This window comes from Pseudomonas sp. H11T01 (assembly GCF_048515765.1).
In the GTDB taxonomy this organism is placed as follows: domain Bacteria; phylum Pseudomonadota; class Gammaproteobacteria; order Pseudomonadales; family Pseudomonadaceae; genus Aquipseudomonas.
Genome location: NZ_JBLYED010000012.1, coordinates 210539 through 234984 on the forward strand (window position 1 = coordinate 210539; position 24446 = coordinate 234984).

Annotated in this window: 27 protein-coding genes and 2 pseudogenes; 25 read left to right on the forward strand and 4 right to left on the reverse strand. The window is 59.9% G+C overall.

Going from position 1 to position 24446, the window contains the following annotated elements:
• The first annotated feature begins 32 nt into the window (after window positions 1-32).
• On the forward strand, window positions 33-1496 hold the full coding sequence (selO, locus tag ACN1C3_RS17995; protein WP_419117121.1) for a protein adenylyltransferase SelO: 1464 nt from the start codon (window positions 33-35) through the stop codon (window positions 1494-1496).
• 7 nt (window positions 1497-1503) lie between these two features.
• Here the strand turns inward: selO and ACN1C3_RS18000 are convergent, their stop codons facing one another.
• On the reverse strand, window positions 1504-1866 hold the full coding sequence (locus tag ACN1C3_RS18000; RefSeq protein ID WP_419117122.1) for a type II toxin-antitoxin system PemK/MazF family toxin: 363 nt from the start codon (window positions 1864-1866) through the stop codon (window positions 1504-1506).
• The gene (locus tag ACN1C3_RS18005) at window positions 1866-2135 is read right to left on the reverse strand and encodes an AbrB/MazE/SpoVT family DNA-binding domain-containing protein (protein ID WP_419117123.1); all 270 of its coding nucleotides are present in this window, start codon (window positions 2133-2135) and stop codon (window positions 1866-1868) included. Before ACN1C3_RS18005 ends, ACN1C3_RS18000 begins: the two co-directional genes overlap by 1 nt.
• A gap of 487 nt (window positions 2136-2622) precedes the next feature.
• On the opposite strand from ACN1C3_RS18005, the gene ACN1C3_RS18010 reads away from it, so the two are divergent.
• Entirely contained in the window at window positions 2623-3141 is a 519-nt protein-coding gene (locus tag ACN1C3_RS18010) for an Hcp family type VI secretion system effector (protein WP_419117124.1), read from the forward strand.
• A 161-nt stretch (window positions 3142-3302) separates the two neighbouring features.
• A complete protein-coding gene (gene trxC / locus ACN1C3_RS18015) occupies window positions 3303-3737 on the forward strand; it encodes a thioredoxin TrxC (protein ID WP_419117125.1) in 435 nt (144 codons plus the stop codon).
• Window positions 3738-3747: 10 nt separating this feature from the next.
• Here trxC and ACN1C3_RS18020 read toward each other — a convergent pair whose 3' ends face one another.
• The gene (locus ACN1C3_RS18020; RefSeq protein WP_419117126.1) at window positions 3748-4518 is read right to left on the reverse strand and encodes a ParA family protein; all 771 of its coding nucleotides are present in this window, start codon (window positions 4516-4518) and stop codon (window positions 3748-3750) included.
• Window positions 4519-4909: 391 nt separating this feature from the next.
• Here ACN1C3_RS18020 and ACN1C3_RS18025 point away from each other — a divergent pair, with 391 nt between their 5' ends.
• The 20 genes from ACN1C3_RS18025 (at window position 4910) to ACN1C3_RS18120 (ending at window position 23050) form a co-directional block, all read left to right on the forward strand.
• Window positions 4910-5635 (forward strand): beta-ketoacyl synthase chain length factor, encoded by a 726-nt coding sequence (locus ACN1C3_RS18025; protein WP_419117127.1) that lies wholly within the window; start codon window positions 4910-4912, stop codon window positions 5633-5635.
• Entirely contained in the window at window positions 5611-6432 is an 822-nt protein-coding gene (locus ACN1C3_RS18030; RefSeq protein ID WP_419117128.1) for a lysophospholipid acyltransferase family protein, read from the forward strand. Before ACN1C3_RS18025 ends, ACN1C3_RS18030 begins: the two co-directional genes overlap by 25 nt.
• Entirely contained in the window at window positions 6401-6673 is a 273-nt protein-coding gene (locus ACN1C3_RS18035) for a phosphopantetheine-binding protein (protein ID WP_419117129.1), read from the forward strand. The genes ACN1C3_RS18030 and ACN1C3_RS18035 overlap by 32 nt, the downstream gene beginning before the upstream one ends.
• A 9-nt stretch (window positions 6674-6682) precedes the next feature.
• Window positions 6683-6937, forward strand: a complete 255-nt coding sequence (locus ACN1C3_RS18040) for an acyl carrier protein (protein ID WP_419117130.1) — start codon at window positions 6683-6685, stop codon at window positions 6935-6937.
• Complete coding sequence (locus tag ACN1C3_RS18045) at window positions 6934-7479, forward strand: hypothetical protein (protein WP_419117131.1); 546 nt, start codon at window positions 6934-6936, stop codon at window positions 7477-7479. Before ACN1C3_RS18040 ends, ACN1C3_RS18045 begins: the two co-directional genes overlap by 4 nt.
• On the forward strand, window positions 7476-9155 hold the full coding sequence (locus ACN1C3_RS18050; RefSeq protein ID WP_419117132.1) for an AMP-binding protein: 1680 nt from the start codon (window positions 7476-7478) through the stop codon (window positions 9153-9155). Before ACN1C3_RS18045 ends, ACN1C3_RS18050 begins: the two co-directional genes overlap by 4 nt.
• Window positions 9148-9882 carry a glycosyltransferase family 2 protein gene (locus ACN1C3_RS18055; protein ID WP_419117133.1) on the forward strand — a complete coding sequence of 245 codons (735 nt, stop codon included), beginning with the start codon at window positions 9148-9150 and terminating at the stop codon, window positions 9880-9882. The genes ACN1C3_RS18050 and ACN1C3_RS18055 overlap by 8 nt, the downstream gene beginning before the upstream one ends.
• A complete protein-coding gene (locus ACN1C3_RS18060; protein ID WP_419117134.1) occupies window positions 9879-10823 on the forward strand; it encodes a glycosyl transferase in 945 nt (314 codons plus the stop codon). Before ACN1C3_RS18055 ends, ACN1C3_RS18060 begins: the two co-directional genes overlap by 4 nt.
• Window positions 10804-12348 (forward strand): HAL/PAL/TAL family ammonia-lyase, encoded by a 1545-nt coding sequence (locus ACN1C3_RS18065; RefSeq protein ID WP_419117135.1) that lies wholly within the window; start codon window positions 10804-10806, stop codon window positions 12346-12348. The genes ACN1C3_RS18060 and ACN1C3_RS18065 overlap by 20 nt, the downstream gene beginning before the upstream one ends.
• Complete coding sequence (locus tag ACN1C3_RS18070; RefSeq protein ID WP_419117136.1) at window positions 12341-12766, forward strand: acyl-CoA thioesterase; 426 nt, start codon at window positions 12341-12343, stop codon at window positions 12764-12766. The genes ACN1C3_RS18065 and ACN1C3_RS18070 overlap by 8 nt, the downstream gene beginning before the upstream one ends.
• A 164-nt stretch (window positions 12767-12930) precedes the next feature.
• On the forward strand, window positions 12931-13515 hold the full coding sequence (locus ACN1C3_RS18075) for an outer membrane lipoprotein carrier protein LolA (protein WP_419117152.1): 585 nt from the start codon (window positions 12931-12933) through the stop codon (window positions 13513-13515).
• Entirely contained in the window at window positions 13499-15838 is a 2340-nt protein-coding gene (locus tag ACN1C3_RS18080; protein WP_419117137.1) for an MMPL family transporter, read from the forward strand. Before ACN1C3_RS18075 ends, ACN1C3_RS18080 begins: the two co-directional genes overlap by 17 nt.
• Window positions 15838-16995, forward strand: coding sequence for a sodium:proton antiporter (locus tag ACN1C3_RS18085; RefSeq protein WP_419117153.1), 1158 nt, complete (start codon window positions 15838-15840; stop codon window positions 16993-16995). The genes ACN1C3_RS18080 and ACN1C3_RS18085 overlap by 1 nt, the downstream gene beginning before the upstream one ends.
• Window positions 16982-18229 carry an NAD(P)/FAD-dependent oxidoreductase gene (locus ACN1C3_RS18090; RefSeq protein WP_419117138.1) on the forward strand — a complete coding sequence of 416 codons (1248 nt, stop codon included), beginning with the start codon at window positions 16982-16984 and terminating at the stop codon, window positions 18227-18229. The genes ACN1C3_RS18085 and ACN1C3_RS18090 overlap by 14 nt, the downstream gene beginning before the upstream one ends.
• Entirely contained in the window at window positions 18226-18951 is a 726-nt protein-coding gene (locus ACN1C3_RS18095) for a class I SAM-dependent methyltransferase (RefSeq protein WP_419117139.1), read from the forward strand. Before ACN1C3_RS18090 ends, ACN1C3_RS18095 begins: the two co-directional genes overlap by 4 nt.
• Window positions 18951-19436: a hypothetical protein gene (locus tag ACN1C3_RS18100; RefSeq protein WP_419117140.1), complete on the forward strand. Its 486-nt coding sequence runs from the start codon at window positions 18951-18953 to the stop codon at window positions 19434-19436. Before ACN1C3_RS18095 ends, ACN1C3_RS18100 begins: the two co-directional genes overlap by 1 nt.
• Entirely contained in the window at window positions 19433-20629 is a 1197-nt protein-coding gene (locus tag ACN1C3_RS18105) for a beta-ketoacyl-[acyl-carrier-protein] synthase family protein (protein ID WP_419117141.1), read from the forward strand. The genes ACN1C3_RS18100 and ACN1C3_RS18105 overlap by 4 nt, the downstream gene beginning before the upstream one ends.
• Entirely contained in the window at window positions 20626-21099 is a 474-nt protein-coding gene (locus tag ACN1C3_RS18110) for a 3-hydroxylacyl-ACP dehydratase (protein ID WP_419117142.1), read from the forward strand. The genes ACN1C3_RS18105 and ACN1C3_RS18110 overlap by 4 nt, the downstream gene beginning before the upstream one ends.
• A complete protein-coding gene (fabG, locus tag ACN1C3_RS18115; RefSeq protein ID WP_419117143.1) occupies window positions 21096-21824 on the forward strand; it encodes a 3-oxoacyl-ACP reductase FabG in 729 nt (242 codons plus the stop codon). Before ACN1C3_RS18110 ends, fabG begins: the two co-directional genes overlap by 4 nt.
• Window positions 21824-23050, forward strand: coding sequence for a beta-ketoacyl-ACP synthase (locus ACN1C3_RS18120; protein ID WP_419117144.1), 1227 nt, complete (start codon window positions 21824-21826; stop codon window positions 23048-23050). The genes fabG and ACN1C3_RS18120 overlap by 1 nt, the downstream gene beginning before the upstream one ends.
• 296 nt (window positions 23051-23346) lie before the next feature.
• Here ACN1C3_RS18120 and ACN1C3_RS18125 read toward each other — a convergent pair.
• Window positions 23347-23670: pseudogene (locus tag ACN1C3_RS18125) on the reverse strand (2Fe-2S iron-sulfur cluster-binding protein); the annotation flags it as partial.
• Between the two features lie 104 nt (window positions 23671-23774).
• Here ACN1C3_RS18125 and ACN1C3_RS18130 point away from each other — a divergent pair.
• Both ACN1C3_RS18130 and ACN1C3_RS18135 read left to right on the forward strand, forming a co-directional pair.
• Entirely contained in the window at window positions 23775-24260 is a 486-nt protein-coding gene (locus tag ACN1C3_RS18130) for an Hcp family type VI secretion system effector (protein WP_419117145.1), read from the forward strand.
• Window positions 24257-24446, forward strand: a pseudogene (locus tag ACN1C3_RS18135) (hypothetical protein); the annotation flags it as partial. The gene ACN1C3_RS18130 and the pseudogene ACN1C3_RS18135, both read left to right, overlap by 4 nt.

A 24446-nucleotide genomic window follows, 5' to 3' on the forward strand; every position in this document is an offset into this window, starting at 1 on the left:
AGAATGCTCGGACATTCTGCTGGAGATGGCCGTTGAAAGCCCTCGACGAACTGACCTTCGACAATCGCTTCGCCCGCCTGGGCGACGCGTTCTCAACCAATGTGCTGCCCGAGCCCATCAACGATCCACGGCTGGTGGTGGCCAGCCCCGCCGCCATGGCGCTGCTCGATCTTGACCCGGCGGTAGCCGAGACACCGGTGTTTGCCGAACTGTTCAGCGGGCATAAGCTCTGGGCCGAAGCCGAGCCTCGGGCGATGGTTTATTCCGGGCATCAGTTCGGCTCCTACAACCCACAACTGGGGGACGGGCGCGGGCTGCTGCTGGGCGAGGTCTACAACGAGGCGGGCGAGCATTGGGACCTGCACCTCAAGGGCGCCGGCCAGACACCGTATTCGCGCATGGGCGATGGCCGGGCCGTGCTGCGCTCATCAATCCGCGAGTTTCTGGCTTCTGAAGCCCTGCAGGCGCTGGGTATCCCCACCACGCGTGCGCTGTGTGTGATTGGCTCGAGCACGCCTGTCTGGCGCGAGAAGCAGGAACGGGGAGCGATGGTGCTGCGCCTGGCCCCAAGCCATCTGCGCTTTGGGCATTTCGAATATTTTTACTACACCAAAAAACCCGAACAACAGAAGCAGCTCGGCGAGCACGTGCTGGCGATGCATTTTCCAGAGTGTCTGGAACAACCCGAACCGTATCTGGCGATGTTCCGCGAGATCGTCGAGCGCAACGCCGAGCTGATCGCCAAATGGCAGGCTTATGGTTTCTGCCACGGCGTGATGAACACCGACAACATGTCGATTCTCGGCATCACCTTCGATTTCGGCCCGTTTGCCTTTCTCGATGACTTCGACGCCAATTTCATCTGCAACCATTCCGATGATCAAGGCCGCTACTCCTTCAGCAATCAGGTGCCCATCGGCCAGTGGAACCTCAGTGCACTGGCTCAGGCCCTGACACCGTTCATCAGCGTCGATGCCCTGCGCGAAACCCTTGGCCTGTACTTCCCGTTGTACCAGGCCCACTACCTTGACCTGATGCGCCGCCGCCTCGGCCTGACCACCGCCGAAGACGACGACCAGAAACTTGTCGAAGGTTTGCTGCAGTTGATGCAAAACAGCAGTGTCGACTACAGCCTGTTTTTCCGTCGATTGGGTGATGAGTCCGCCGAGTTGGCCGTCGCCCGCCTGCGCGACGACTTCGTCGACCTCAAGGGTTTCGATGCCTGGGCCGAGCGCTACACCGCCCGTGTTGCCCGAGAAGGCGCAGAGGATCAAGAACAGCGCCGCACCCGCATGCACGCGGTCAACCCGCTCTATATCCTGCGCAACTATCTGGCGCAAAAAGCCATCGATGCGGCAGAAAGCGGCGACTATGCAGAGGTTCGTCGCCTGCACGCGGTACTGAGCAAGCCGTTCGAAGAACAGCCGGGAATGGAGAGTTATGCGGAACGACCGCCCGAGTGGGGCAAGCATCTGGAGATCAGTTGTTCGTCATGAGAATGGGTCAATCTTGAGGGTCAATTGCACTGACAACTCGTGAAACGATATCCATCATCGTCACGTCGTCGAGACGTTCGATAAACTTGGCAGAACCCTCTCGGACTCGTTGCTCGATATCAAAACTGCGCACCTGATTACACACCGCGACGCCATTGGTCTCGTGCCCGGTGACAACCACCGCCAAACCTGAGTTTCGGCTAAAGCTGCCGCCGCTGGTCACCGGGACGGTCATGCTCACTCCCAAGGCATTGATCTCTCGCGGTGTTATTACAACAAACCGGTGGCGGTTCATCATCTCTCGACCCGCCACCGGGTTCGGATCAATCCAGTAAACATCACCTCGTTGCGGGGCCTGTCGACGAACCATCAGCCCAACTCCCGGCCAACTGGATCGCCTTCACGAGCCCAAGCTGTTTCAGCGTTCAACTCCGCGATTTCGTCGGCCCCTTCCAGCAGTTGAGCCAAGGTATAGCGCTTGCGCACTGGCTTTACGACTGGCCGAGCTATCAATTCGCCATCGACCACATTCAGCTCCAATTGCGCGCCCACCTCCAGATGCAGCAGTTTCAATAAAGTCGGCGGGATGGTCATCACCGCAGCACCGCCTTGTCGGCGGATTTTAGAAGTCACGGACATGAGTGGACTCCGATCCATAATAAGGTTGATATCGATATCTCGATAAGTGCAACAAAAGTAGCACGCAGCTGGGAGCAAAGCGAATTCCTCACTAGGTCACTTGAAAGTGTTGAACGCTGTTCCCAGCCTAGACCTGCGACGTAAGCGGCCAACCTCAAATAGGTGAGTTCATGCGACTACAAGGGAAGGCGGCACTGCGCAACTTGTTGCGCAACAGCCTGTGCATAACTCTGTTGATATCTCCTCGCAGGCCATACACCACAAGCCTCTCAGGCTACTGCGCAAGAACTTGCGCAGCAGTGCGCAGCTTCTTGCGCAACTTTCTTCGCGAATCACTGAATAAAGCTGGAAAAACGCCCGAGGCAATATCTATCTAATTGATTTATATAGATTATTTTTTAGTGGCATGGACCTTGATAGCTGTCAGGCACCAGAGGGCGATTTTGCCTCCTGGGCACCATCAGCTATTTAGGCAAGGAAAGCACTTATGCCAACACCCGCGTATTTGACCCTCAGTGGCACCAAACAAGGCTTTATTACCGAAGGCAACTTCACTCAAGATTCGGTCGGCAATATCTATCAGGAAGGCCATGAAGACCAGATCCTGGTTCAGGCATTCAGCCATCAAGTCATCATTCCTCGCGACCCGCAATCCGGGCAGCCGACCGGGCAGCGTATTCACAAACCGCTGATGATCACAAAGATCTTCGACAAGTCCTCGCCACTGCTTTTCACAGCACTGACTACCGGTGAAAAACTGATCGAATGCCATCTGGAGTGGTACCGCACCTCCGCCGCCGGTACCCAAGAGGCCTATTACACCATCACACTGGAAGACGCCATTATCGTCGACATCCAATCGCGCATGCCGAACTGCCAGAATCCGGATAATGCGCACTTCACCCACCTGGAAGACGTGTACTTCAGCTACCGCAAAATCACTTGGGAGCATATAGCCTGCGGTACCTCCGGTTCCGACGACTGGCGTACCCCTGTCGCTGGCTAAGCCGGACCGCTGCACCGCATCGACCGGCTCTGCTGGTCGATGTTGTTAATAACATCTGAAAAATCAGAACCTCTGTGCGCTGCCCCCCAGCCACCCACGCCTTGATAATCCCTGCCTGCGACTCCAAATAAGCTTCATTGCCTATTCTCCGGAGCCCGCTCATGTCCGACCCACTGCTGATCCCCTGCCCCCACTGTAATGGCCTCAACCGCATCCCCGCCGAACGCCTGAACGACAAGCCCAAGTGTGGCCGTTGCAAAGCCGAGGTATTGCTCCACAAGCCGTTCGAGTTGAAACAGGGTGATTACGCCAGTCAGATCAAGGGTGATTTACCGTTGCTGGTGGATGTGTGGGCGGATTGGTGCGGACCATGCAAGTCATTTGCGCCGGTGTTTGAGCAGGCGGCGGGACAGTTGGCGGGCAAGTGCCGCTTGGCCAAACTGGACAGCGAGGCCAATCAGCAGTTGTCGGCGCAGCTGGGGATTCGCTCGATTCCCAGCCTGATTCTGTTCAAAAACGGCCAGGAAATCGCACGCCAGAGCGGCGCCTTCCCGTTACCGCAGTTGCTGAGCTGGTTGCGCAGTCAGGGCATCTGACTGCCGGCTGTCAGGCGTTTTCCAGCAAGGCGTGCAACTCGACAAACTGCTGGGTCAGCTTGTGCCGAGGGTCGAGGTGGATCAGCGGCATGTTGGCCTGATGGGATTCGCGCATGCGCACTGAGCTGCCCAGGTATACCGGCAGCACCGGTAGACCTTCGCTGATCAGTTCGTCGAGTATCTGCTGCGGCAGGCTGGCGCGGGCCTGGAACTGGTTGACCACAATGCCTTCGACTTGAAGGTCTTCGTTGTGGTCTTCCTTGAGCTCTTCAATTTCTGCCAGCACGCCGTAGAGCGCCTGGCGCGAGAAGCTGTCGCAGTCGAAGGGGATCAATACACGGTCGGCGGCGATCAATGCGGACACTGCATAGAAGTTCAGCGCCGGCGGGGTGTCGAGATAGATCCGGTCGTAGTCTTCTGCCAACTCATCCAGCAGTTTGCGCAGTTTGTTGATCTTGTGTTTCGCCTCAAGCTTTGGCTGCAGGTCAGCCAGTTCGGCAGTGGCAGTGACCACGTGCAGGTTGTCAAACGGGGTTTCGTAGATATCCACCTGGTTTTTTTTAGCGAACGGCCCGGAAGACAGGGTCTGTTTGAAGAAGTCGGCGATGCCCATGGGGATATCGTTGCCGGTAAGCCCGGTGAGGTATTGAGTGGAATTGGCCTGAGCATCGAGATCCACCAGCAGGGTTCGGTAGCCTTCATGGGCACTGACCGCTGCCAGATTGCAGGCAATACTGGATTTGCCTACACCACCTTTCTGATTGAACACCACGCGCCGCATGTCAAAACCTCCGTGTATCAAAGAATGACCGAGTGTAGTGGTCCACGGCTCTGCTTAGCTACCTCCTCGGAGGGAGATGTAGGAGCAGCCGGTCGACGCTCGATTGGTCCGGGCGGCGTTCCGACGATAGACTCAAGGGCGGCGCGTTTGTTCAGAAAACACGCGTTATCGTTAACGTCCATCGCGAGCAAGCTCGCTCCTACAAAAACCGGACAATGACCCAACAGCACTTTTTCCCCGAGAATGTGTCTATTCCATTGAGCAAAATGTAACCAGCGTTTGCTACAAGTCTGCTGTGCCGGGATAATGCGCACCACTCGGCCATAGCGCCATGCAAGGCCGATCGCCTGGAGCGATCCGCCGAGTAAAGGAAGCCCCCGGGGCGGAATGAATGTCTGTGATCAATTTCAACATCGCCCAATGGCGCGCCTGGGCCCCTGGGCTCGAAAGCGTGGGCGATTGGCAAAGCTGGAGCCGACAACCGGTCGTGCTCGACAGCAGCGATGCCGCCCCCGACGTTTCATTTCTCCCCGCGATGCAACGCCGACGTCTCGGCCGCATGGCGCGGATGGCCTTCAGTGTTGGCTGGCCATTGGCCGATGGCCGTGAACAGCTACCGTTGGTCTTTATTTCCCGCCATGGCGAAACCGCGCGAACCTTCGAGATTCTCATTGATCTGGCAGCCGAACAGCCCTTGTCGCCGACCCAGTTCAGCCTGTCGGTGCATAACTCGGTGATTGGTCTGTGGTCGATCATGCGCGGCGAAACCAGTGAAATGACCGCCCTCGCCGCTGCAGGCGATGGCCTCGAACACGGCATGCTAGAGGCCGCTGCGCTGCTCAATGAAGGCGCACCCGCGGTGCTGCTGGTGGTCACCGAAGAGCAGCCGCCCGAGGCCTATGCCACCTGGATTGACGACGTACCCTTCCCGTATGCCGTCGGCCTGTTGCTGACCCCGGGCAATGACTGGCAGCTGTCGCTGAGCAGCGCCGCTGGCGAATCACCCAAAGCCGACTGGCCCCATGCCCTGAATCTGCTGCGTATTCTGCTCAGTGAGCAGACCACCTGCCAACATGCCTGGAAGAACCGTGTATGGAACTGGCAACGCAACCAATAACCGGTAAAAGACGTGACGCCTATTACTGGCGCCTACTCGCCACCGCAGCAAGCTTTGCGCTGTTCGGCCTGGGCGGGTTATGCCTGCGACTGGTAGTTTTCCCGCTGCTCAGCTGCTTGCCGGGCGATGTTCAGGTGCATCGGCAACGGGCGCGGCGCACCCTGGGTCGATTGTTCTGGTTTTTTATCCGGTTCATGGCCCGCGCTGGCGTACTGACCTATGAGATCATCGGTGCGGAAAAACTCGGCCGTCCGGGACAGATGATCATCGCCAACCACCCGTCGCTGATCGATGTGGTGTTTCTGATCGGCCTGGTGCGCAACGCCAACTGCGTGGTCAAGCAAAGTCTCTGGCAGAATCCTTTCACTCGAGGTCCGCTGCGCTCCACCCAATACATCAGCAATGACGGTAGCATGGACATGCTCGATACCGCCGCGGATGCGCTTCGAAGCGGGCAGACGCTGATTATCTTCCCCGAGGGCACCCGCACCCGGCCGGGCCAGCCGCCGGCCTTTCATCGGGGCGCCGCGGCAATCGCCCTGCGTGGTGCGAAAGTTGTGACCCCGGTGATCATCAAAGTCAGCCCGACCACCCTGACCAAAGCCGAACCCTGGTATCGCATTCCACAACGCCGCGTGCACTTCAGTTTCCGTGTCGGCGCCGATATAGACCCACAGACCTTTGCAACGCAAGGCCCGATCCCCCAGGCCTCGCGCAAGCTCAACGATTATCTGCACCACTACTTTATCAAGGAGCTCGCCGAAGATGAGCGATCTACAGCACGACCTTCAGCATGAAATAAAACTGTTGATCATCGACGCCCTGGGCCTCGAGGACATCAGCGCACAAGACATCGGCGACGAGCAGATTCTTTTCGGTGAAGGTCTGGGTCTGGACTCGGTAGATGCTCTGGAACTTGGCCTGGCCATCCAGAAAAAGTACGGCATCAAGATCGACGCCGACGCCAAGGACACCCGCAACCACTTCACCAATGTGGCCAGCCTTGCGGCTTTCGTCACTGCAAAACAGGCAGCTTGAGACCGGACCATGCAAACTCGTGACGACATTTACAACACCCTGCGCGATGCCCTGGTCGAACTGTTCGAGCTGGAACCCGAACGCATCACTCCTGAGTCCAACCTGTATCAGGACCTGGAAATCGACAGCATCGACGCCGTTGACCTGATTGACCATATCAAGCGCCAGACCGGCAAGAAAATCGCTGCCGAAGAGTTCAAGTCCGTGCGCACTGTCAGTGACGTGGTCGATGCGGTCTATCGCCTGGTTCAACCGGCCGCATGAGCCGATTGATCGGCCTTGGCTTGCTGCTGGCAGGCCTGTTGTACCCCTTTGCGGTGTATTACGGCATGGAGCATTTCGCGCCGTGGCAGTTCGGTCTGCTGCTGGGCAGCCTGTGGCTGGCCCGCGCACTGACCGGCAAGCGGCGTCCCGGCAGTCTGTGGATGGCGGTCGCTGCGATTGCTTTTTGCCTGTTGCTGGCACTGCTCGATAGCCCGCTGCTACTGCGCTGGTACCCGGTGCTGATCAGCAGTTTCATGCTCGCGCTGTTTGGCCTGAGTTTGAAATACGGACCGCCGGTGGTCGAGCGTCTGGCGCGCTTGAGCGAGCCGGATCTGCCGGACAAGGCGATTCGCTATACCCGTCAGGTGACGATTGCCTGGTGTGTGTTTTTTCTCTGTAACGGTTTGCTCGCCGCCGCCCTGACCCTCTGGGCGCCGGTGAGTTGGTGGACGTTGTACAACGGCCTGATTTCCTACGGGTTGATGGGATTGCTGTTTGCCATTGAATGGCTATTACGACAACGCGTACGAGGCCGCGCATGAATTGGATAAAACTTGAGCACCTGCTGCTCAAGGCTCAGCCGGGGCGCGCCGTCACAGCGGGCCCCGCATTGAATCACGTTGAGCTCTGCGAGCAGGCGTTACGCCTCGCCGCCGGCCTGCAAGCCCACGGCGTGCAACACATTGCCGTGCATCTGGAAGACGCCGGTGAACTGGCGATAGCCTTGCTCGGCGCCTGGCGTGCCGGGGTCAGCGTGTTATTGCCCGCGGACCTGCAAGCCCAGACCCGTCAACGCTGGTCGAGCGAGGTCGATCTGTGGCTGACCGATCAGGCGGACGACGCAGCGCTCAGCGACCTGTTTCAAGCCCCGTTGCCCGCCGCCGAACTGGATCTTGACCCATGCTGTCTGAGCCTGTGCACGTCCGGCTCCAGCGGTGAGCCCAAGCGCATCGAAAAAAACCTTCGGCAACTGGCCAACGAAGTCCAAGCCCTGGAGCAGCTGTGGGGCGCCGATTTGGGCCAGGCCTGCATCATTGGTAGCGTCGCGACCCAGCATATTTATGGTTTGCTGTTCCGCGTGCTCTGGCCACTGTGTGCGGGACGCCCGTTCGTGCGTAAACAACTGCCATTCCCTGAGGACTTGCAACGCGCCAGCCGTGAACACCCGGCCTTCGCTTGGGTCGCCAGCCCGGCGTTGCTCAAGCGCATGGGTGAGAACCTCGACTGGCCGGCCTTGAGCGCTGTGCGACGGGTGTTTTCTTCCGGCGGCGCGTTGCCTGCCGAGGCCGCGCAGAGCTTGCGGCAACGCTTGCAGCAATGGCCCTCGGAAATTTTCGGCAGCTCGGAAACCGGCGGTATTGCCTGGCGTCAGGGCGACAGCCTCTGGCAGCCGTTCGCCGATGTACAGCTGAGCCAGGACAGTGACGGCGCGCTGCGCATTGCTTCGCCATACCTGCCCCCTGGTCACGTCGAACAGACCTTTGATGCTGCACGAATTAACGCCGATGGGCGCTTCGAGCTACTGGGTCGATTGGACCGTATCGTCAAACTGGAAGAAAAACGTATCTCGCTGCCAATGCTCGAACACGCGTTAATCAATCACGACTGGGTCGCTGAAGCGCGCCTCGGTGTGGTTCAGGAAAACCGTGCGTCCCTGGGTGCCCTGCTGGTGCTGAGCGAACAAGGCCTGCATGCCCTGCGCAATCAGGGTCGGCGCGCCCTGACCCAGGAACTGCGCCAACACCTCAGCCAGCATTGCGAGGCCCTGGCCCTGCCACGGCGTTGGCGCTTGTTACGGCAACTGCCGTTGAACGCCCAAGGCAAACTGCCGCAAGCCGAGGTCGAAGCCCTGCTACTGGCCCCACGCCCGAAGGCACCGCAAGTGTTGGAACAGGTCGAATCCCAGGGCGAGTGGAGCCTGGAACTGGCGGTCCCGCCGGACCTGGCCTACTTCAGTGGCCATTTCATGCAAACACCCGTGTTGCCGGGCGTGGTGCAAATCGATTGGGCGTTGAGCCTGGGTCAGCAGTTGCTGGCGTTGCCGGAGAAGTTTGCCGGGATGGAAGTACTGAAGTTTCAGCAACTGATGCGCCCCGGCGACCAGGTTCAACTGCATCTGCGGTTCGACCGCGAGCGCGGCAAGCTGTATTTCGCTTATCGCAACGACACTGCAACGTGCTCCAGTGGGCGGATATTGCTGGAGGCGGCACATGCATAACCCCTGCGCCATCATCCCGGTCTACAACCACGAAACCACCGTCCCTGCGGTGGTCGAGGCGCTGCTCGCCAATGGTCTGCCCTGCCTGTTGGTGGACGATGCCAGTAGCCCTGCCTGCTCAGCCGTGCTTGAACAGCTGGCCCGGCGTGAACAGGTTTTCCTGGTCAAATTCGCCGTCAACCAAGGCAAGGGCGCTGCAGTCATGGCCGGTTTTCGCGAAGCTTCACGCCTGGGCTTCAGTCACGCCCTGCAAGTGGACGCCGATGGTCAGCACGACCTGCACGACATCAAGACCTTCATCGAGGCTTCTCGCACCCATCCGCACGCACTGATTTGCGGATACCCGTTATACGACGCCAGCGTGCCGAAGGGCCGTTTATACGCGCGTTACCTGACTCACTTCTGGGTCTGGGTCAACACCCTGTCGTTTCAGATTATCGATTCCATGTGCGGATTTCGCATCTACCCATTGCCGCCGACCCTGGCACTCATCAACTCGGTGAAGATCGGCAAACGCATGGACTTCGACTCGGACATCATCGTGCGGCTGGCCTGGCGTAATCAGCCGATGCGTTGGCTGCAAACCAGGGTCCATTACCCGCAGGACGGTATCTCGCATTTCCGTCTGTTCCACGACAACGTACTGATTACGAGCATGCACACCCGGTTGTTCTTCGGCATGTTGTTGCGCGCGCCAATGATTCTTTGGCGACGGTGGCAGGCATGAGCATCAACGCCGACAAAGAGCATTGGGCCGAGCACAAGGAACGCGGCAGTTTCTGGCTGATGAAATTCATGGCGTTCGGCGTCAAAGTGCTGGGCCGTCGGGTGTTGAGTCCGGTGCTGCACGGTGTCGTTTTGTACTTTTTCCTGTTTGGTCGCGGCGCCCGGCAAAGCGCCTGGCAATACCAGCAACGCCTCGCCGACTGGAGTGGACGCAGCGAATTGCGCCCAACCCACTGGCGGGTGTTCGGCCAGTTCATGGCCTTCGCCGACTCCATGCTCGACAAACTCGACGTGTGGAACGGCAAACTGGGCATCGAGCAACTCGAAATCGTCGACCCGGCGCTGCTGCGCAAACAGTTGCGCGGTCAGCGCGGGCAGATGTTGGTGGGCGCTCATCTGGGCAACCTAGAGGTCTGTCGCGCCCTGGCCGAACTGGGCGAAAAAGTGACGATGAACGTGCTGGTGCACACCAAGCACGCCGAACGCTTCAACCGTCTGCTCGGCGAAGCCGGTGCGACCCATCTGCGGCTGATTCAGGTCAGCGAGCTGGACCCTGCAATCATGCTGCAACTCAACCAGCGACTGGATCGCGGCGAGTGGCTGGCGATTGCCGGCGATCGCGTGCCACTGCATGGCGGGCGCACTGTGCGAGTCGACTTCCTCGGTCATCCGGCAGCCTTTGCGCAAGGCCCCTGGCTGCTGGCCGGGCTGCTGAAATGCCCAGTCAATCTGTTGTTTTGTCTGAAGCACAATGGGCGCTATCGGGTGACCCTCGAACCCTTTGCCGAGGCTGTGGTCTGGAAGCGTAGCGACCGAGAACACGTGATCGCCGAATGGACTGCACACTACGCCGAACGCCTGGGGCAGTACTGTCTCGAAGCGCCCCAACAATGGTTCAATTTTTACCCTTACTGGAAGACCGATGACGACGCATCCGCTTGAGCCGGTAACCTTCGGCGAACTCCCATTGCGCATCGAAAACGTGCTGGCCTTGGCCAACCGTCAGGTGCCAACGCAGTTGCAAGGCGACCCTGAGTTTCGCCAGCGCATCGCCAAGGGCGCGCAGTTCCTCGACTCCTTGCTGGACAAGGAAGGCGTGATCTACGGCGTCACCACCGGCTATGGCGATTCCTGCGTGGTCGCGGTGCCGCTGCATCACGTCGAAGCGCTGCCCCGTCATCTGTACACCTTCCACGGCTGCGGGTTGGGCAAAATGCTCGATGCTCAGGCCACTCGTGCGGTACTGGCGGCGCGTTTGCAGTCGCTGTGCCAGGGCGTGTCCGGGGTTCGCGTGGAGCTGCTGGAACGCCTGCAAGCCTTCATCGACCAAGACATCCTGCCGCTGATCCCGGAAGAGGGCTCAGTGGGCGCCAGCGGGGACCTGACACCGCTGTCTTACGTGGCCGCGACCTTGTCCGGCGAGCGTGAAGTCATGTTCCGGGGTGAGCGTCGACAAGCCGCCGACGTACACCGCGAACTCGGTTGGACCCCGCTGGTGCTGCGCCCCAAAGAAGCCCTGGCGCTGATGAACGGCACCGCGGTGATGACCGGTCTGGCTTGTCTGGCTTACGCCCGCGCCGATTACCTGCTGCAACTGGCCACACGCATCACCGCGCTGAACGTGGTCGCGCTGCAAGGCAACCCGGAGCATTTCGACGAGCGGCTGTTCGCCACCAAACCGCACCCGGGGCAAATGCAGGTCGCCGCGTGGTTGCGCAAGGATCTGGCGATCGACGCGCCGACCGCACCGCTGCATCGCCTGCAAGATCGCTACTCACTGCGCTGCGCACCCCACGTGCTCGGCGTGTTGGCCGACAGCCTGAACTGGCTGCGCTCGTTCATTGAGATCGAACTCAACAGCGCCAACGACAACCCAATCATCGACGCCGAAGCTGAACGCGTGCTGCACGGCGGGCACTTCTACGGCGGGCACATCGCTTTCGCCATGGACAGTCTGAAAACCCTGGTGGCTAACGTCGCCGACCTGCTGGACCGGCAGCTCGCGCTGTTGGTAGACGTGCGTTACAACCACGGTCTGCCGAGCAACCTGTCCGGCGCCAGTGCCGAACGGGCGATGCTCAACCACGGCTTCAAAGCGGTGCAGATCGGCACTAGCGCCTGGACCGCCGAAGCGCTGAAAAACACCATGCCGGCCAGTGTGTTCTCGCGCTCCACCGAGTGCCATAACCAGGACAAAGTCAGCATGGGCACCATCGCCGCCCGCGATGCGATTCGCGTGCTGGAGCTGACCGAACAAGTTGCCGCCGCCACGTTGCTGGCCGCCAATCAAGGCGTCTGGCTGCGCAGCCAGGCAGAAGATGCTCGGCCTTTGCCGCCGGCTTTGGCCGAGATGCACGAAGAACTCGCCAAGGACTTCCCACCGGTCATCGAAGACCGCGCGCTGGAAGCCGAACTGCGTCTGTGCCTGCGACGCATCGCCGAACAACACTGGAGGCTGCATGCGTAGCAAGGGAGTGATTCATGCCGATACGGAAATCCTGGTGCCATTCTTCGACATCGACACGATGGATGTGGTCTGGCACGGCCATTACGTCAAGTACCTGGAAGTCGCTCGTTGCGCCTTGTTGGACAAGATCGGCCACAACTACATGCACATGAAAGCGTCCGGCTACGCGTGGCCGGTGATCGACCTGCAACTGCGCTACGTGCGCGGCGCCGTCTTCGGCCAGAAGCTCAACGTGCGCGCAAGCCTGGTGGAGTGGGAAAACCGGCTGAAGATCAGCTACCTGATCAGCGACCTTGAAAGCGCCGAGCGCCTGACCCGTGCCAGCTCGGTGCAGGTTGCGGTGAACCTCGCCAGCCGCGAAATGCAGCTGGCATCGCCGCAAGTGTTTATCGATGCCGTTGAGAAGGTGCTGCCATGAGCTTTTGGCTATTTACGCAGACCATGCGTAGCAGCTGCCGCCAGGCTGCGTCCGGCCGCGAAGCGGTCGTAAAACCTGCGTCCCGGATTCTGAACGGGAAATGGGGACGCCGGATTGCGACTGCTGCGCAGCCGGACGCAGGCTTCGCCAGCTGCTACGGGAGGTTGTTAAGCCTGCTTTTTTTGCTTGGCCTGTCCTCCTTGGCCAACGCCTTCGACCTGCAACAATTGAGCGATCAACTGGCCAAGCCCGAGGTCATCCACGGCAGTTTCATCCAGGAAAAACACCTGCGCGCGCTGCCGCAGCCGCTGACCAGTAAAGGCACCTTCGTGCTGGCCAAAGATCACGGCTTGCTCTGGCTGCTCAAGACCCCGCTGCAACAGGACTACCGCATCAGCACCAAAGGCATCGCCCGCCGCGACGGCAACGGCTGGCAAATGCTCCCGAACAAGAGCGCCGGTGCCGAGCAGAACCGTATATTCCTCGCCGTGCTGCAGGGCGACAGCAGTGGCCTGCAACGGGACTTCGACCTGCAACTGCAAGGCGACGCCCAGCAATGGAAGCTGACCCTGACCCCGCGCTCCATGCTGCTCAAGCAAGTCTTCACCCAGATCAACATCGACGGCGGCACGCTGGTGCAACGTATCGAACTGCTGGAAACCCAGGGCGACAGCACCGTATTGCGCATGCAGGACACCACCAGCACCAAACCTCTAAGCGATCCGGAGCAACATGACTTTGCCGAGTGAACGCTGGCTGCCCCGACTTTTCCTGATTCTGCTGGTGGCCGTATTGGCGCTGGCCGGCTGGCAATGGCGCGGCGCTGCACCGCTGTCTGCCAACCTGATGGAACTGGTGCCGGGCACCGCGCCAGATGCGCTGGAATTGCGCGCTGAACAACGCATGCAGGAGCCACTGAACCGCGAAATGCTGGTATTGGTCGGCCACGCTGATCGCCAGCAGGCCATCGCCATGGCCGAGCAACTTGGCGATCAATGGAAGGCCAGCGGTTTGTTCGAGAAGGTTCAGTGGAACCTGCAAGCGGACTTGCCCGCGCTGCGTACACAGTTGCTGCAAGGGCGGCTGGCGATGCTCTCGGCGGCGGATCGGCAACAGCTGATTGAGCAACCACAGGCGTTTATCCAGCAACGGGTACAAGCGCTGTTCGACCCCTTTACCGGCTTCAGTCTGGTGTCAAGCCAGGACGACTGGCTAGGTCTGACCGGGCGCATTCAAAACAGCCAGCCGCAGCGTGGCGCGGTGCAGCTGGACATTGGCAGTGGCGCGTTGATCGCTGATGCCGATGGCAAGAGTTGGGTGCTGCTGAGGGCTCGCACGCAAGGCAACGCCTTTGATATGCACTTGCCGCTGCAAGTCGCCGAGCTGCTCAAGCGGAGCCGCGAACAAGCAAGTAAGGCCAACGTGCAATTACTCGCCGCCAGCGGCCTGCTGTATGCAGCCAACGGTCAGCAACAGGCAACACGCGAGATCACCTGGGTCGGCGGCGGTGCCACCGTCGGCATTCTGTTACTGCTGCTGTTAGCCTTCCGCCGCTTTCGCGTGCTGCTGGCCTTCATTCCGGTGCTGGTGGGCATGCTGTTTGGCGCGGTGGCTTGCGTGGCGCTGTTCGGCCATATGCATGTGATAACGCTGGTATTGGGGTCGAGCCTGATCGGCGTGGCGGTGGATTACCCGCTGCATTACCTGTCCAAAAGCTGGAGTCTGAAACCCTGGCGCAGCTGGCCGGCGTTGCGCCTGACCCTGCCAGGGCTGACCCTGAGCCTGGCCACCAGTTGCATCGGTTACCTGGCGTTGGCCTGGACGCCGTTCCCGGCGCTGACCCAAATTGCAGTGTTTTCCGCTGCCGGTTTGCTCGGCGCTTATTTGTCTGCCGTGTGCTTGCTGCCGGCAATGCTCAAGGGCACCGATCTGCGCCCGGCGCAGTGGCCGCTGCACCTCGCACAATGTTTAGTGAGCGTGCGCGAAGCGCTGCTGCGTCGGGTTCGCAGCCCGATACTGCTGGGGTTGTTGCTGCTGTTTTGTGCTGGCGGTCTGTGGCAACTCACCACCAAAAACGATATCCGCCAGTGGATCAGTACACCGCCACAACTGATGGACGAAGCTCAGACGATTGCGCGGATCACCGGCTATCAACCTACCAGTCAGTTCTTCCTGGTGCGCGCTGCCGATCAGCAACAACTGCTTGAGCGTTCGACCACCCTGAGCCAGCGCCTGGATCAACTGGTTAACCTGGAAAAGCTCCAGGGCTACCTGTCGCTGAATCAACTGGTTAGCCCGCCCAGCGAACAACAACGGGTTCGCGAGGCACTGAGCAAACTGCCGCCGTTCTGGCAGCCGCTGCTCGACCTCGGCGTACCCGCCAGCGCGCTGCACACCGAGCTGACGCAATTGCAGGCGCTCCCTATCCAAGACATCGACGCTGCCCTGAGCGGACCGCTGGCCGAGCCGTGGCGCCCGCTGTGGCTGGGCGCTACCAGCGATGGCGTGGCCGGGATGGTCAGCCTGCAAGGGTTGAATAACCCAGAGTTGCTGCGGGTTCAGGCGCTGGATTTGCCTGGTGTGCAGCTGGTTGATCGATTGGGAGACTTGAACAAGGTTTTCGCCGCGACCCAAATCAGCGCCGCTGAATTGAAGTTGATGTCGTGCATCCTGATCGTACTGCTGCTGATCCTGCCGTTTGGCTTCGGTGGGGCGCTGCGGATCGTCGCACTGCCGCTGCTGGCGGCGTTGTGCAGCCTGGCCAGCCTCGGTTGGCTCGGGCAGCCGTTGACGCTATTCAGCCTGTTCGGCCTGCTGCTGGTGACGGCCATCAGCGTCGACTACGCAATCCTTATGCGTGAGCAAATTGGCGGCGCGGCGGTGAGCCTGCTCGGCACCCTGCTGGCGGCCGCGACCACTTGGCTGTCGTTCGGCCTGCTGGCGATTTCCAGCACGCCGGCGGTGAGCAACTTTGGCTTGTCCGTGAGCCTGGGTCTTGCGTTCAGCTTCATCCTCGCACCTTGGGCCCGGCATCATGCCCATGCTGCAAACGTCGTGGAGTCGGCAGCGTGATGGTCGCGCTATTCTGGCTGCTGGCCCTGGCGCTGTTCGCCGTGGCGACCCGTGTGGGGCGTCACTTCGGGCTGATCCCGATCGTCAGCCAGTTACTGCTGGCGACTTTTGGCCTGCCGCTGTTGATGCTGCTGTGGATCGAGCCGCATTGGCAGCTGAGCGGTGCCGAACTGGTATCGCCGGGCTGGCTGAAAAACCTCTACAGCCTGAGCTTTGCGCTGCTGCTGGGGCACATTTTGAGCGATGTGATTGATCTACAGCTGGACCGCCAGAGCCTGAAAATCGCCCTGCCAAGCTTCTGCATTCCGTTCGCCGTCGGGCTGGCCACTGCTTTCTGGCTGTTGCCGAGCCAGCCGTGGCTGAGTTCACTGGCGGTGGGGTTGCTGTTCGCGATCACCGCGATTCCGGTGCTCTATCTGTACCTGCACCACATCAACTATCCGCCTGCGGCAACCCGTCGACTGGTGCAGACCGCAATACTCATCGACCTGACGTGCTGGAGCCTGTTCGCCATTGCTCAAGGCAGCCTGCACCTGAGTAGCCTGCTGCTGCCGCTGGCCGGCGCCTGCGTGCCGTTGCTGCTGTGCGCACTCGGTTTGCGTCGGCCGTTGCTCCACAGCCTGGGCTTCTTCGGGCTGCTGGTGGTCGCCGAACACTACAAGCTCAATGCGCTGATTTTCGGCATTGGCTATCTGCTGTGCATGGCCGTCCTCAAGCTACCGTTGGTGTTGCCGTTAAAGGCCGCCTGGATGAGCCGTTTACAGACCACTATCGCGATCCCGCTGATCCTGACCTTCGGCATCGTGCAGATCAACGTACACAGCGCCATGGACAGCCTAAGCTGGGTCCAGCTGGGAGCGTTGCTGGTCTTGCCGATCCTCAGCAAACTGCTGGGCAACTGGCTCGGCCTGGGCTGGGCCGGCACCTCGTTTGTCGGCGCCAGCCGCTGGCGGGAAAGCCTTCTGCTGAACATTCGCGGGTTGAGCGAGATCGTCTTTCTCAACCTGCTGTTGCAACAACAATTGATCAGCCCGGCGCTGTACTTCGCGCTGATGCTGATGGGCTTGATCGCAACCTTGCTACCGGCACTCGCCGGTATCCGTCGTATTCCTTCACACGTTGCCGTCCCGGCAAGGAGCCCCCGTGCCAATAGTTGAAATGGAAACTCGTCAGGTTGTGGTGATTGGCGCCGGCCCATCCGGTGCAATCGCGGCCGCGCTGCTCAAGCGTAAAGGCCACGACGTGCTGATTATCGAGCGCCAGCATTTTCCACGGTTTTCCATCGGTGAAAGCCTGCTGTCCCACTGCCTGGATTTCGTCGAAGAAGCCGGCATGCTCGACGCCGTAAAGGCCGCCGGTTTCCAGTTGAAAAACGGTGCGGCCTTCGCGTGGGGCGAGCGCTACAGCGCCTTCGATTTCGGTGACACCTTCAGCAACGGCAAGCCGACCACCTTCCAGGTCCAGCGCGCCGACTTCGACAAACTGCTGGCCGATCAGGCCCAATTGCAAGGCGTAGAGATCCGCTACGGCGAAGAGATCATCGGCGTCGATTTCGACCTGCCGAAACCGCAACTGAGCGCCCGTCGCGAAGACGGTAGCGAGTACCGTGTCGAGGCTGACTTCGTGCTCGACGCCAGTGGTTATGGCCGCGTTTTGCCGCGCCTGCTGGACCTTGAGGCACCGTCGAACTTCCCGGTGCGTCAGGCGGTGTTCACCCATGTTGAAGACCATATCGACAGCCCGCATTTCGAGCGGGAGAAAATCCTCATCACCACTCACCCGACCCATCGCGATATCTGGTTCTGGACCATCCCGTTCAGCAACGGTCGCTGCTCAGTGGGCGTGGTCGCCGCAAAAGAGCATTTTGAAGGACGCACTGGCGATCTGGATGAGTGCCTGCGCGGCTTTATCGCTGAAACCCCGAGCCTTTCAGGTGTGCTGGAAAACGCCGTATGGGACACCCCGGCGCGAAGCATCGGCGGTTACTCGGCCAACGTTAAAACCCTGCACGGGCCGGGCTTCGCCTTGCTCGGCAATGCCGCGGAATTCCTCGACCCGGTGTTCTCCTCCGGCGTGACCATCGCCATGCGTTCGGCGAGCATGGCCGCCGGCGTGCTGCATCGCCAACTGCAAGGTGAGCGTGTCGACTGGCAGAACGAGTTCGCCACTCCCTTGAAGCGTGGCGTCGACACCTTCCGCTGCTACGTCGAAGGCTGGTACGCCGGGACTTTCCAGGATGTGATTTTCCATTCCGGCAGTTCGTCGGAGATTCGCCGCATGATCAGTTCGATCCTCGCCGGCTATGCCTGGGATGAGCGTAACCCGTTCGTCAGCGAGCCCAAGCGGCGCCTGCGGATGTTGTCTGAAATCTGCGCGAGTGATGCCCTATGAGCTATTTAAGCGACAGCTACGTCGAAGAAACCCGCTTCGGCCTCTGGTTCCTGCGCAGCCACACCTGGCAGCACCGTGTACTGCGGGTGGCGATCAACGATCTGCGCAAACTGTTCAGCGATGAGTTGCCGAGCAACCCAGTGCTGCTGGATGCCGGTTGCGGCCAGGGCAAGTCGTTCCAGTACTTGCATCAGGTGTTTGCGCCGCAACGCCTGATCGGTCTGGACGCCGACCCTCACAGTCTGAGCTTTAGCAGCGAGGAAGCCCGTCGCCAGAACATCAACGTCGAGCTGATTGGCAGCGACTGTGCGGCCCTCGATGTGCCGGACGCCAGCGTCGATCTGCTGTTCTGCCACCAGACCTTTCATCACTTGGTGGAGCAAGAGCAAGCCCTCGCCGAGTTCTATCGAGTGCTCAAGCCGGGCGGTTACCTGTTGTTCGCCGAGTCCACCGAGGCCTATATCGACACTTGGGTGATCCGCTGGTTGTTCCGCCATCCAATGCAGGTGCAGAAGAGCGCCGAACAGTACCTGGAAATGATCCGCAATCAAGGTTTTGAATTCGGCCCGCAAAACGTGTCTTACCCTTATCTGTGGTGGAGCCGTGCGAAGGATTTCGGCCTGCTGGAACTCTTGGGTCTGCGCCGTCCGAAACCCTTCGGCCAACGTGAAGAGACGCTGGTCAACGTGGTCGCGCGCAAACCCCTTGAAGGTAAAATCTGATGATCCGCGCTCTGCTCTTGAGCTGTGTTCTGCTGCTGAGCGCTTGCGCCAGCCAGGCGCCGTTGCCCGAGAGAAACCCGACCTTGCCGTTGCCACTGCAATTGCACATTGAACGCCAGCAAGCCGAGCAACGTCAGGACTGGTTGCTGGTGATCCAGCGTGAAGGACAAAGCATCCGCTGGTCGATGATGGATCCGCTGGGAATCCCCCAGGCCCGTCAGCGACTGATTGACGGCGCGTGGCAGGCCGACGGTTTGTTGCCGCCGAATCCGGAAGCCCGCGAGCTGTTCGCCGCGCTGTTGTTTGCCTTGACGCCTGAGGGTGAACTGCTTGGCAATTATCCAACGGCGCAGCAACAAGGTTTGCAGCGCGCCATCGGCCCACGTTGGAGAATTCGCTATCAACAGCCTTTGGACTTTGAGTTGAACCTGCCTCAAGGCCTGCACTATCACATCACCCCGTTGACCGCCGAGACTGCACCATGACGGCTTATTTAAATGCCCTTGGGCTGATCTGCGGCTTAGGCCGCAACAAGCACGAAGTCGCGCGCAACCTGTTTGCCGGTGACTGCTCGGGCATGCGCATCGAAGCCGGCTGGGTGCCTGATCGTGCGTTGCCGGTGGCGGCCGTACAGGGCGAACTGACGACCATTCCCGCCGAACTGGTCCAGCACAGCAGCCGCAATAACCAGCTGTTGCTGGAGGCCACGCTACAAATTCGCGATGACATTGATCAAGCGATTCAGACCTATGGCCGTGATCGCATCGGTATCGTCCTCGGCACCAGCACTTCGGGCATTGATGAGGCCAGTCACGGCATTGCCAACTACTTACGCGACGGGCAGTTCCCCGCCGACTATGACTATCAGCAACAGGAACTCAGCGCCCCAGCGAACTTCCTCGCGGACTGGCTGCAACTGAGCGGCCCGGCCTATGTGATCTCCACGGCGTGCACCTCTAGCGCCCGGGCCTTGATGAGTGCTCAGCGGCTGTTGGACCTGGGACTGTGCGATGCGGTGCTGTGCGGCGGTGTCGACACGTTGTGCAAGCTGACCCTCAATGGTTTCTCGGCGCTGGAAGCCGTCTCCGAGCAACGCTGCAACCCGTTTTCGGTCAATCGCAACGGCATTAATATTGGCGAAGCGGCGGCGCTGTTCCTGATGAGCAAAAGCGCCAACGGTCGCCAGCCGATTGCCTTGCTCGGTGGTGGCGCCAGCTCCGATGCCCACCATATTTCCGCGCCTGAACCGAGCGGTCGCGGCGCGCTGCAAGCCATGGCCAAAGCCTTGAGCTGCGCACACTTGGAGCCCGAACAAATCGGTTATCTGAACCTGCACGGCACCGCGACGCAACACAACGACGCCATGGAAAGTCTGGCGGTCGCAACACTGTTCCCGAGCGGCGTGCTCTGCTCATCAACCAAACCTATGAGCGGCCACACCCTCGGCGCGGCCGGGGCGCTGGAAGCCGCCTTCTGCTGGCTGAGTCTGGCCGCTGACAACAGCGAACACGCCTTGCCACCGCATGTCTGGGACGGCCAGGCCGATCCCCGGCTACCGGCGCTGAGCTGGGTGACGGCCGCTGATCGCCTTGACCAAACCGCACCGCGCTGCCTGATGAGCAACTCGTTTGCCTTCGGTGGCAACAACGTCAGCCTGATTATCGGAGACGCCCCATGATTGACTGGCCGCTCGCCGAGCTGATTCCCCACTCGGGCGATATGATCCTGATCGATCAGGTCCTGTCGTTCGATGAAGAGCAAATCCACACCCGCCTTACCGTCAAACCCGGTGGCATCTACAACCAGACAGACGGCAGCCTGCCAGCCTGGGTTGGCGTTGAGATAATGGCGCAGACCGTCGCCGCCTATGCCGGTTGTCGCGCACGCGTGTTAGGCAATGCCGTCGAGTTGGGATTTCTGCTCGGTACGCGTAAATTTGTATGCAATGTGGAACACTTTCCTGTCGGAACCGAACTGACCATCCACGCACTGCGCTCGCTGGAAGCAGACAACGGCATGGGCGTATTCGAATGCCACATCAACGGACCCGGTATCCATGCCACCGCGCGCCTGAATGTGTTCTGCCCGCCTCAGTCGGCTCACTATCTTCATGAATCCCCTGCCACTTCAACAGGAACCCAGTCATGACTGAATCCGTACTGGTCACCGGCTCCAGCCGCGGTATCGGCCGCGCCATTGCTTTGCGTCTGGCCCAGGCTGGCTACGATTTGGTGCTGCATTGCCGCAGCGGCCGCAGCGACGCCCAAGCGGTTCAGGCCGAAGTCGAGGCGCTGGGTCGCAGCGCGCGCATCCTGCAATTCGACGTGTCCGATCGCGCCAGCTGCAAAGCGATTCTTGAGGCCGACGTTGACACCCATGGCGCCTATTACGGCGTGGTACTGAACGCTGGCCTGACCCGCGACGGTGCCTTCCCGGCGCTGAGCGAGGAAGACTGGGATGTGGTGATGCGCACCAACCTCGACGGTTTCTACAATGTGCTGCACCCGGTGATGATGCCGATGATCCGCCGTCGCGCCGCCGGGCGAATTGTCTGCATCACCTCCGTTTCGGGGCTGATCGGCAATCGCGGGCAGGTCAACTACAGCGCGTCCAAGGCTGGATTGATCGGTGCCGCCAAGGCCCTGGCCATCGAACTGGGCAAGCGCAAAATCACCGTCAACTGCGTGGCACCGGGCTTGATCGACACCGCGATGCTCGACGAGAACGTACCCGTCGAAGAACTGATGAAAATGATCCCCGCACAACGCATGGGCACTCCGGAAGAAGTCGCCAGTGCGGTGAACTTTCTGATGTCTGCCGAAGCGTCCTATATCACCCGGCAGGTTCTGGCTGTCAACGGAGGCCTGTGCTGATGAAGCGCGTCGTCGTCACCGGCATGGCCGGTATCACCTCATTGGGCAGCGATTGGGAAACCATCGCCGCCAACTTCCGCGCCAACCGCAGCGGCATTCGGCGCATGGATGAGTGGGACCGTTTTACTGAACTGAACACCCGACTGGCCGGGCCGATCGATGACTTCAAGGTGCCCGCCCATTGGACTCGCAAGCAATTGCGCAGCATGGGCCGGGTTTCGCGCCTGGCGGTCGCCGCGGCTGAGCGAGCCCTGGCCGATGCCGGACTGCTGGGCGATGAATCGATCAAGGACGGCCGCATGGGCGTGTCCTGCGGCTCCTCCACCGGCAGCACCGACGAGATCAAAGCCTTCAGCAAGATGCTGCTGAACTCGGTCGCAGAAGGTCTGAACGCCAACTCTTACGTGCGCATGATGCCGCACACCACCGCAGCCAATATCAGCATCTTCTTCGGCCTGACCGGCCGGTTGATCCCCACGTCCAGCGCCTGCACCAGCGGCAGCCAGGGCATCGGTTATGCCTATGAATCCATCAAGTTCGGCCGCCTGCCGCTGATGCTCGCCGGCGGCGCCGAAGAGCTGTGCCCGACCGAAGCCATGGTCTTCGACGCGCTTTACGCCACCAGCCTGAAAAACGATGCGCCACAGACCAGCCCGCGCCCTTACGACAGCGCCCGTGATGGTTTGGTGATCGGTGAAGGCGGCGGCATGCTGGTGCTCGAAGAACTGGAGCACGCACTCGCTCGGGGCGCGCATATCCACGCAGAAATTGTCGGTTTCGGCAGCAACGCCGACGGCCAGCACGCGACCCGTCCGGAACAAATAACCATGCGCCGGGCCATGGAGCTGGCGCTGGAAGATGCCGGGATTACGCCTGCCGATATTGGCTACGTCAATGGTCACGGCACCGCCACCGAGCAGGGCGACATCGCCGAAACCCTGGCCACCAACAGCCTGTTCGGCAGCCGCATGCCCATCAGCTCGCAAAAGAGCTTCCTGGGCCACACCCTCGGCGCCTGTGGTGCGCTGGAGTCGTGGTTCAGCATCGAAATGATGAACCGCGACCTCTACGTGCACACCTTCAACCTCGATGACATCGACCCGCGTTGCGGCGAACTGGACTACCTGCGCGGCGAATTCCGGCAGATGAGCAACCAGTACGTGATGAACAACAACTTTGCTTTTGGTGGGGTTAATACTTCGCTGATCTTTCGGCGTTGGCAATAACTGACAATTGTGTCGTCTGAGATGACGCTATCGCGAGCAAGCTCGCTCCCATATGGTCATGCGCTGTACCTGTTGGAGCGGGCTTGCCCGCGAATGGTCTTGAGTTGTACTCGACCATATTCATTACAGCCAACGTTGCGCACACTCCATATAAATACAAAGTGGACTCTGACTTACTCAGTATTGAGTCAGAGCCCCCCAAAATTACTGCGCGATAGTGCTTACCGTGTAACAAACTGTATTTGTTCGGACGCATTTAAATGAGCGCCTATCGCACAGGACGCTGCTCCCAGACTTCAAAACTCGATGCGCACATCACCCTTCGGCACACTGCAGCACGACAGGATGTAACCCTCGGCTTCATCTTCTTCAGTAGTGCCATCGTTGTGCTCCATGTCGACTTCCCCGCCCAGCTTCATCACTTTGCAGGTGCCGCAGATCCCCATGCCGCAAGCTTTCGGAATCAGCAGTCCAAGCTTGGCCGCAGCGGCGTGAACGGTTTCTCCCGGTGCGACGCGAATGCCTTTGCCGGAGGCGGTGAATTCCACCTGGTGCAGGTCGGCGACATCGATTTGCGGGGCGTCAGCCGCTTGTTCGGCTTGTTCCACGGCGTCGGCGCGCTTCCACCGAACTCACCCCATTACTCTATTTTCGGAATTGACCTACATAAATGCTCGAAATCCTTGTCGTAGACTGCGCGCCCTGACTACAAGGAGTGGTATGTATGGCTAATCATGGTTACATGACCATCACCGGCAAGGCTCAAGGACTGATTTCAGCGGGTTGTTCAACCCAGGATTCTATTGGCAATAAGTTTCAGGCAGCGCACACGGATGAGATCATGGTGCTGTCTTACAGTCACGACATGGCCAATATCGGGAATATTAATAAGTCGACGCACAGCCCGATCATCATCACGAAAAGCGTTGATAAATCATCACCGCTACTCGCTCAAGCGCTCTCGAACAGAGAAGAAATAAACTGCACGATCAATTTCTACCAAATAACGTCCGCAGGTGGGCAGGAAAAGTTTTATTCAGTGTCGATCAAGGGTGGGGTTATTACTGAACTGACGCTTGAAATGCCTCATGTGATTTATCAAAGCGACGCGGAGCCCCAAGAACAGTTAGCCATTCGTTACCGCGACATTACCTGGACCCACCACATAGCAAAAACCTCCGGTTACAGCTCATGGGGTGAAGAGGGATGAACCCAAACCGTTATGACCTCTGGGACGTCAACAGCGCTGCTGGCAAACTGGCCGGACAAGCCCACACTATCAGCGTTCGCCATCTTACCCACGGTACAGCGCGTGAGCAGTTCAATTGGGAAGTCGCCTATTACGCAAGGCGGATTGCCGATGATGTCGCCCAAGGCCATAAAACCCCGGAACAAG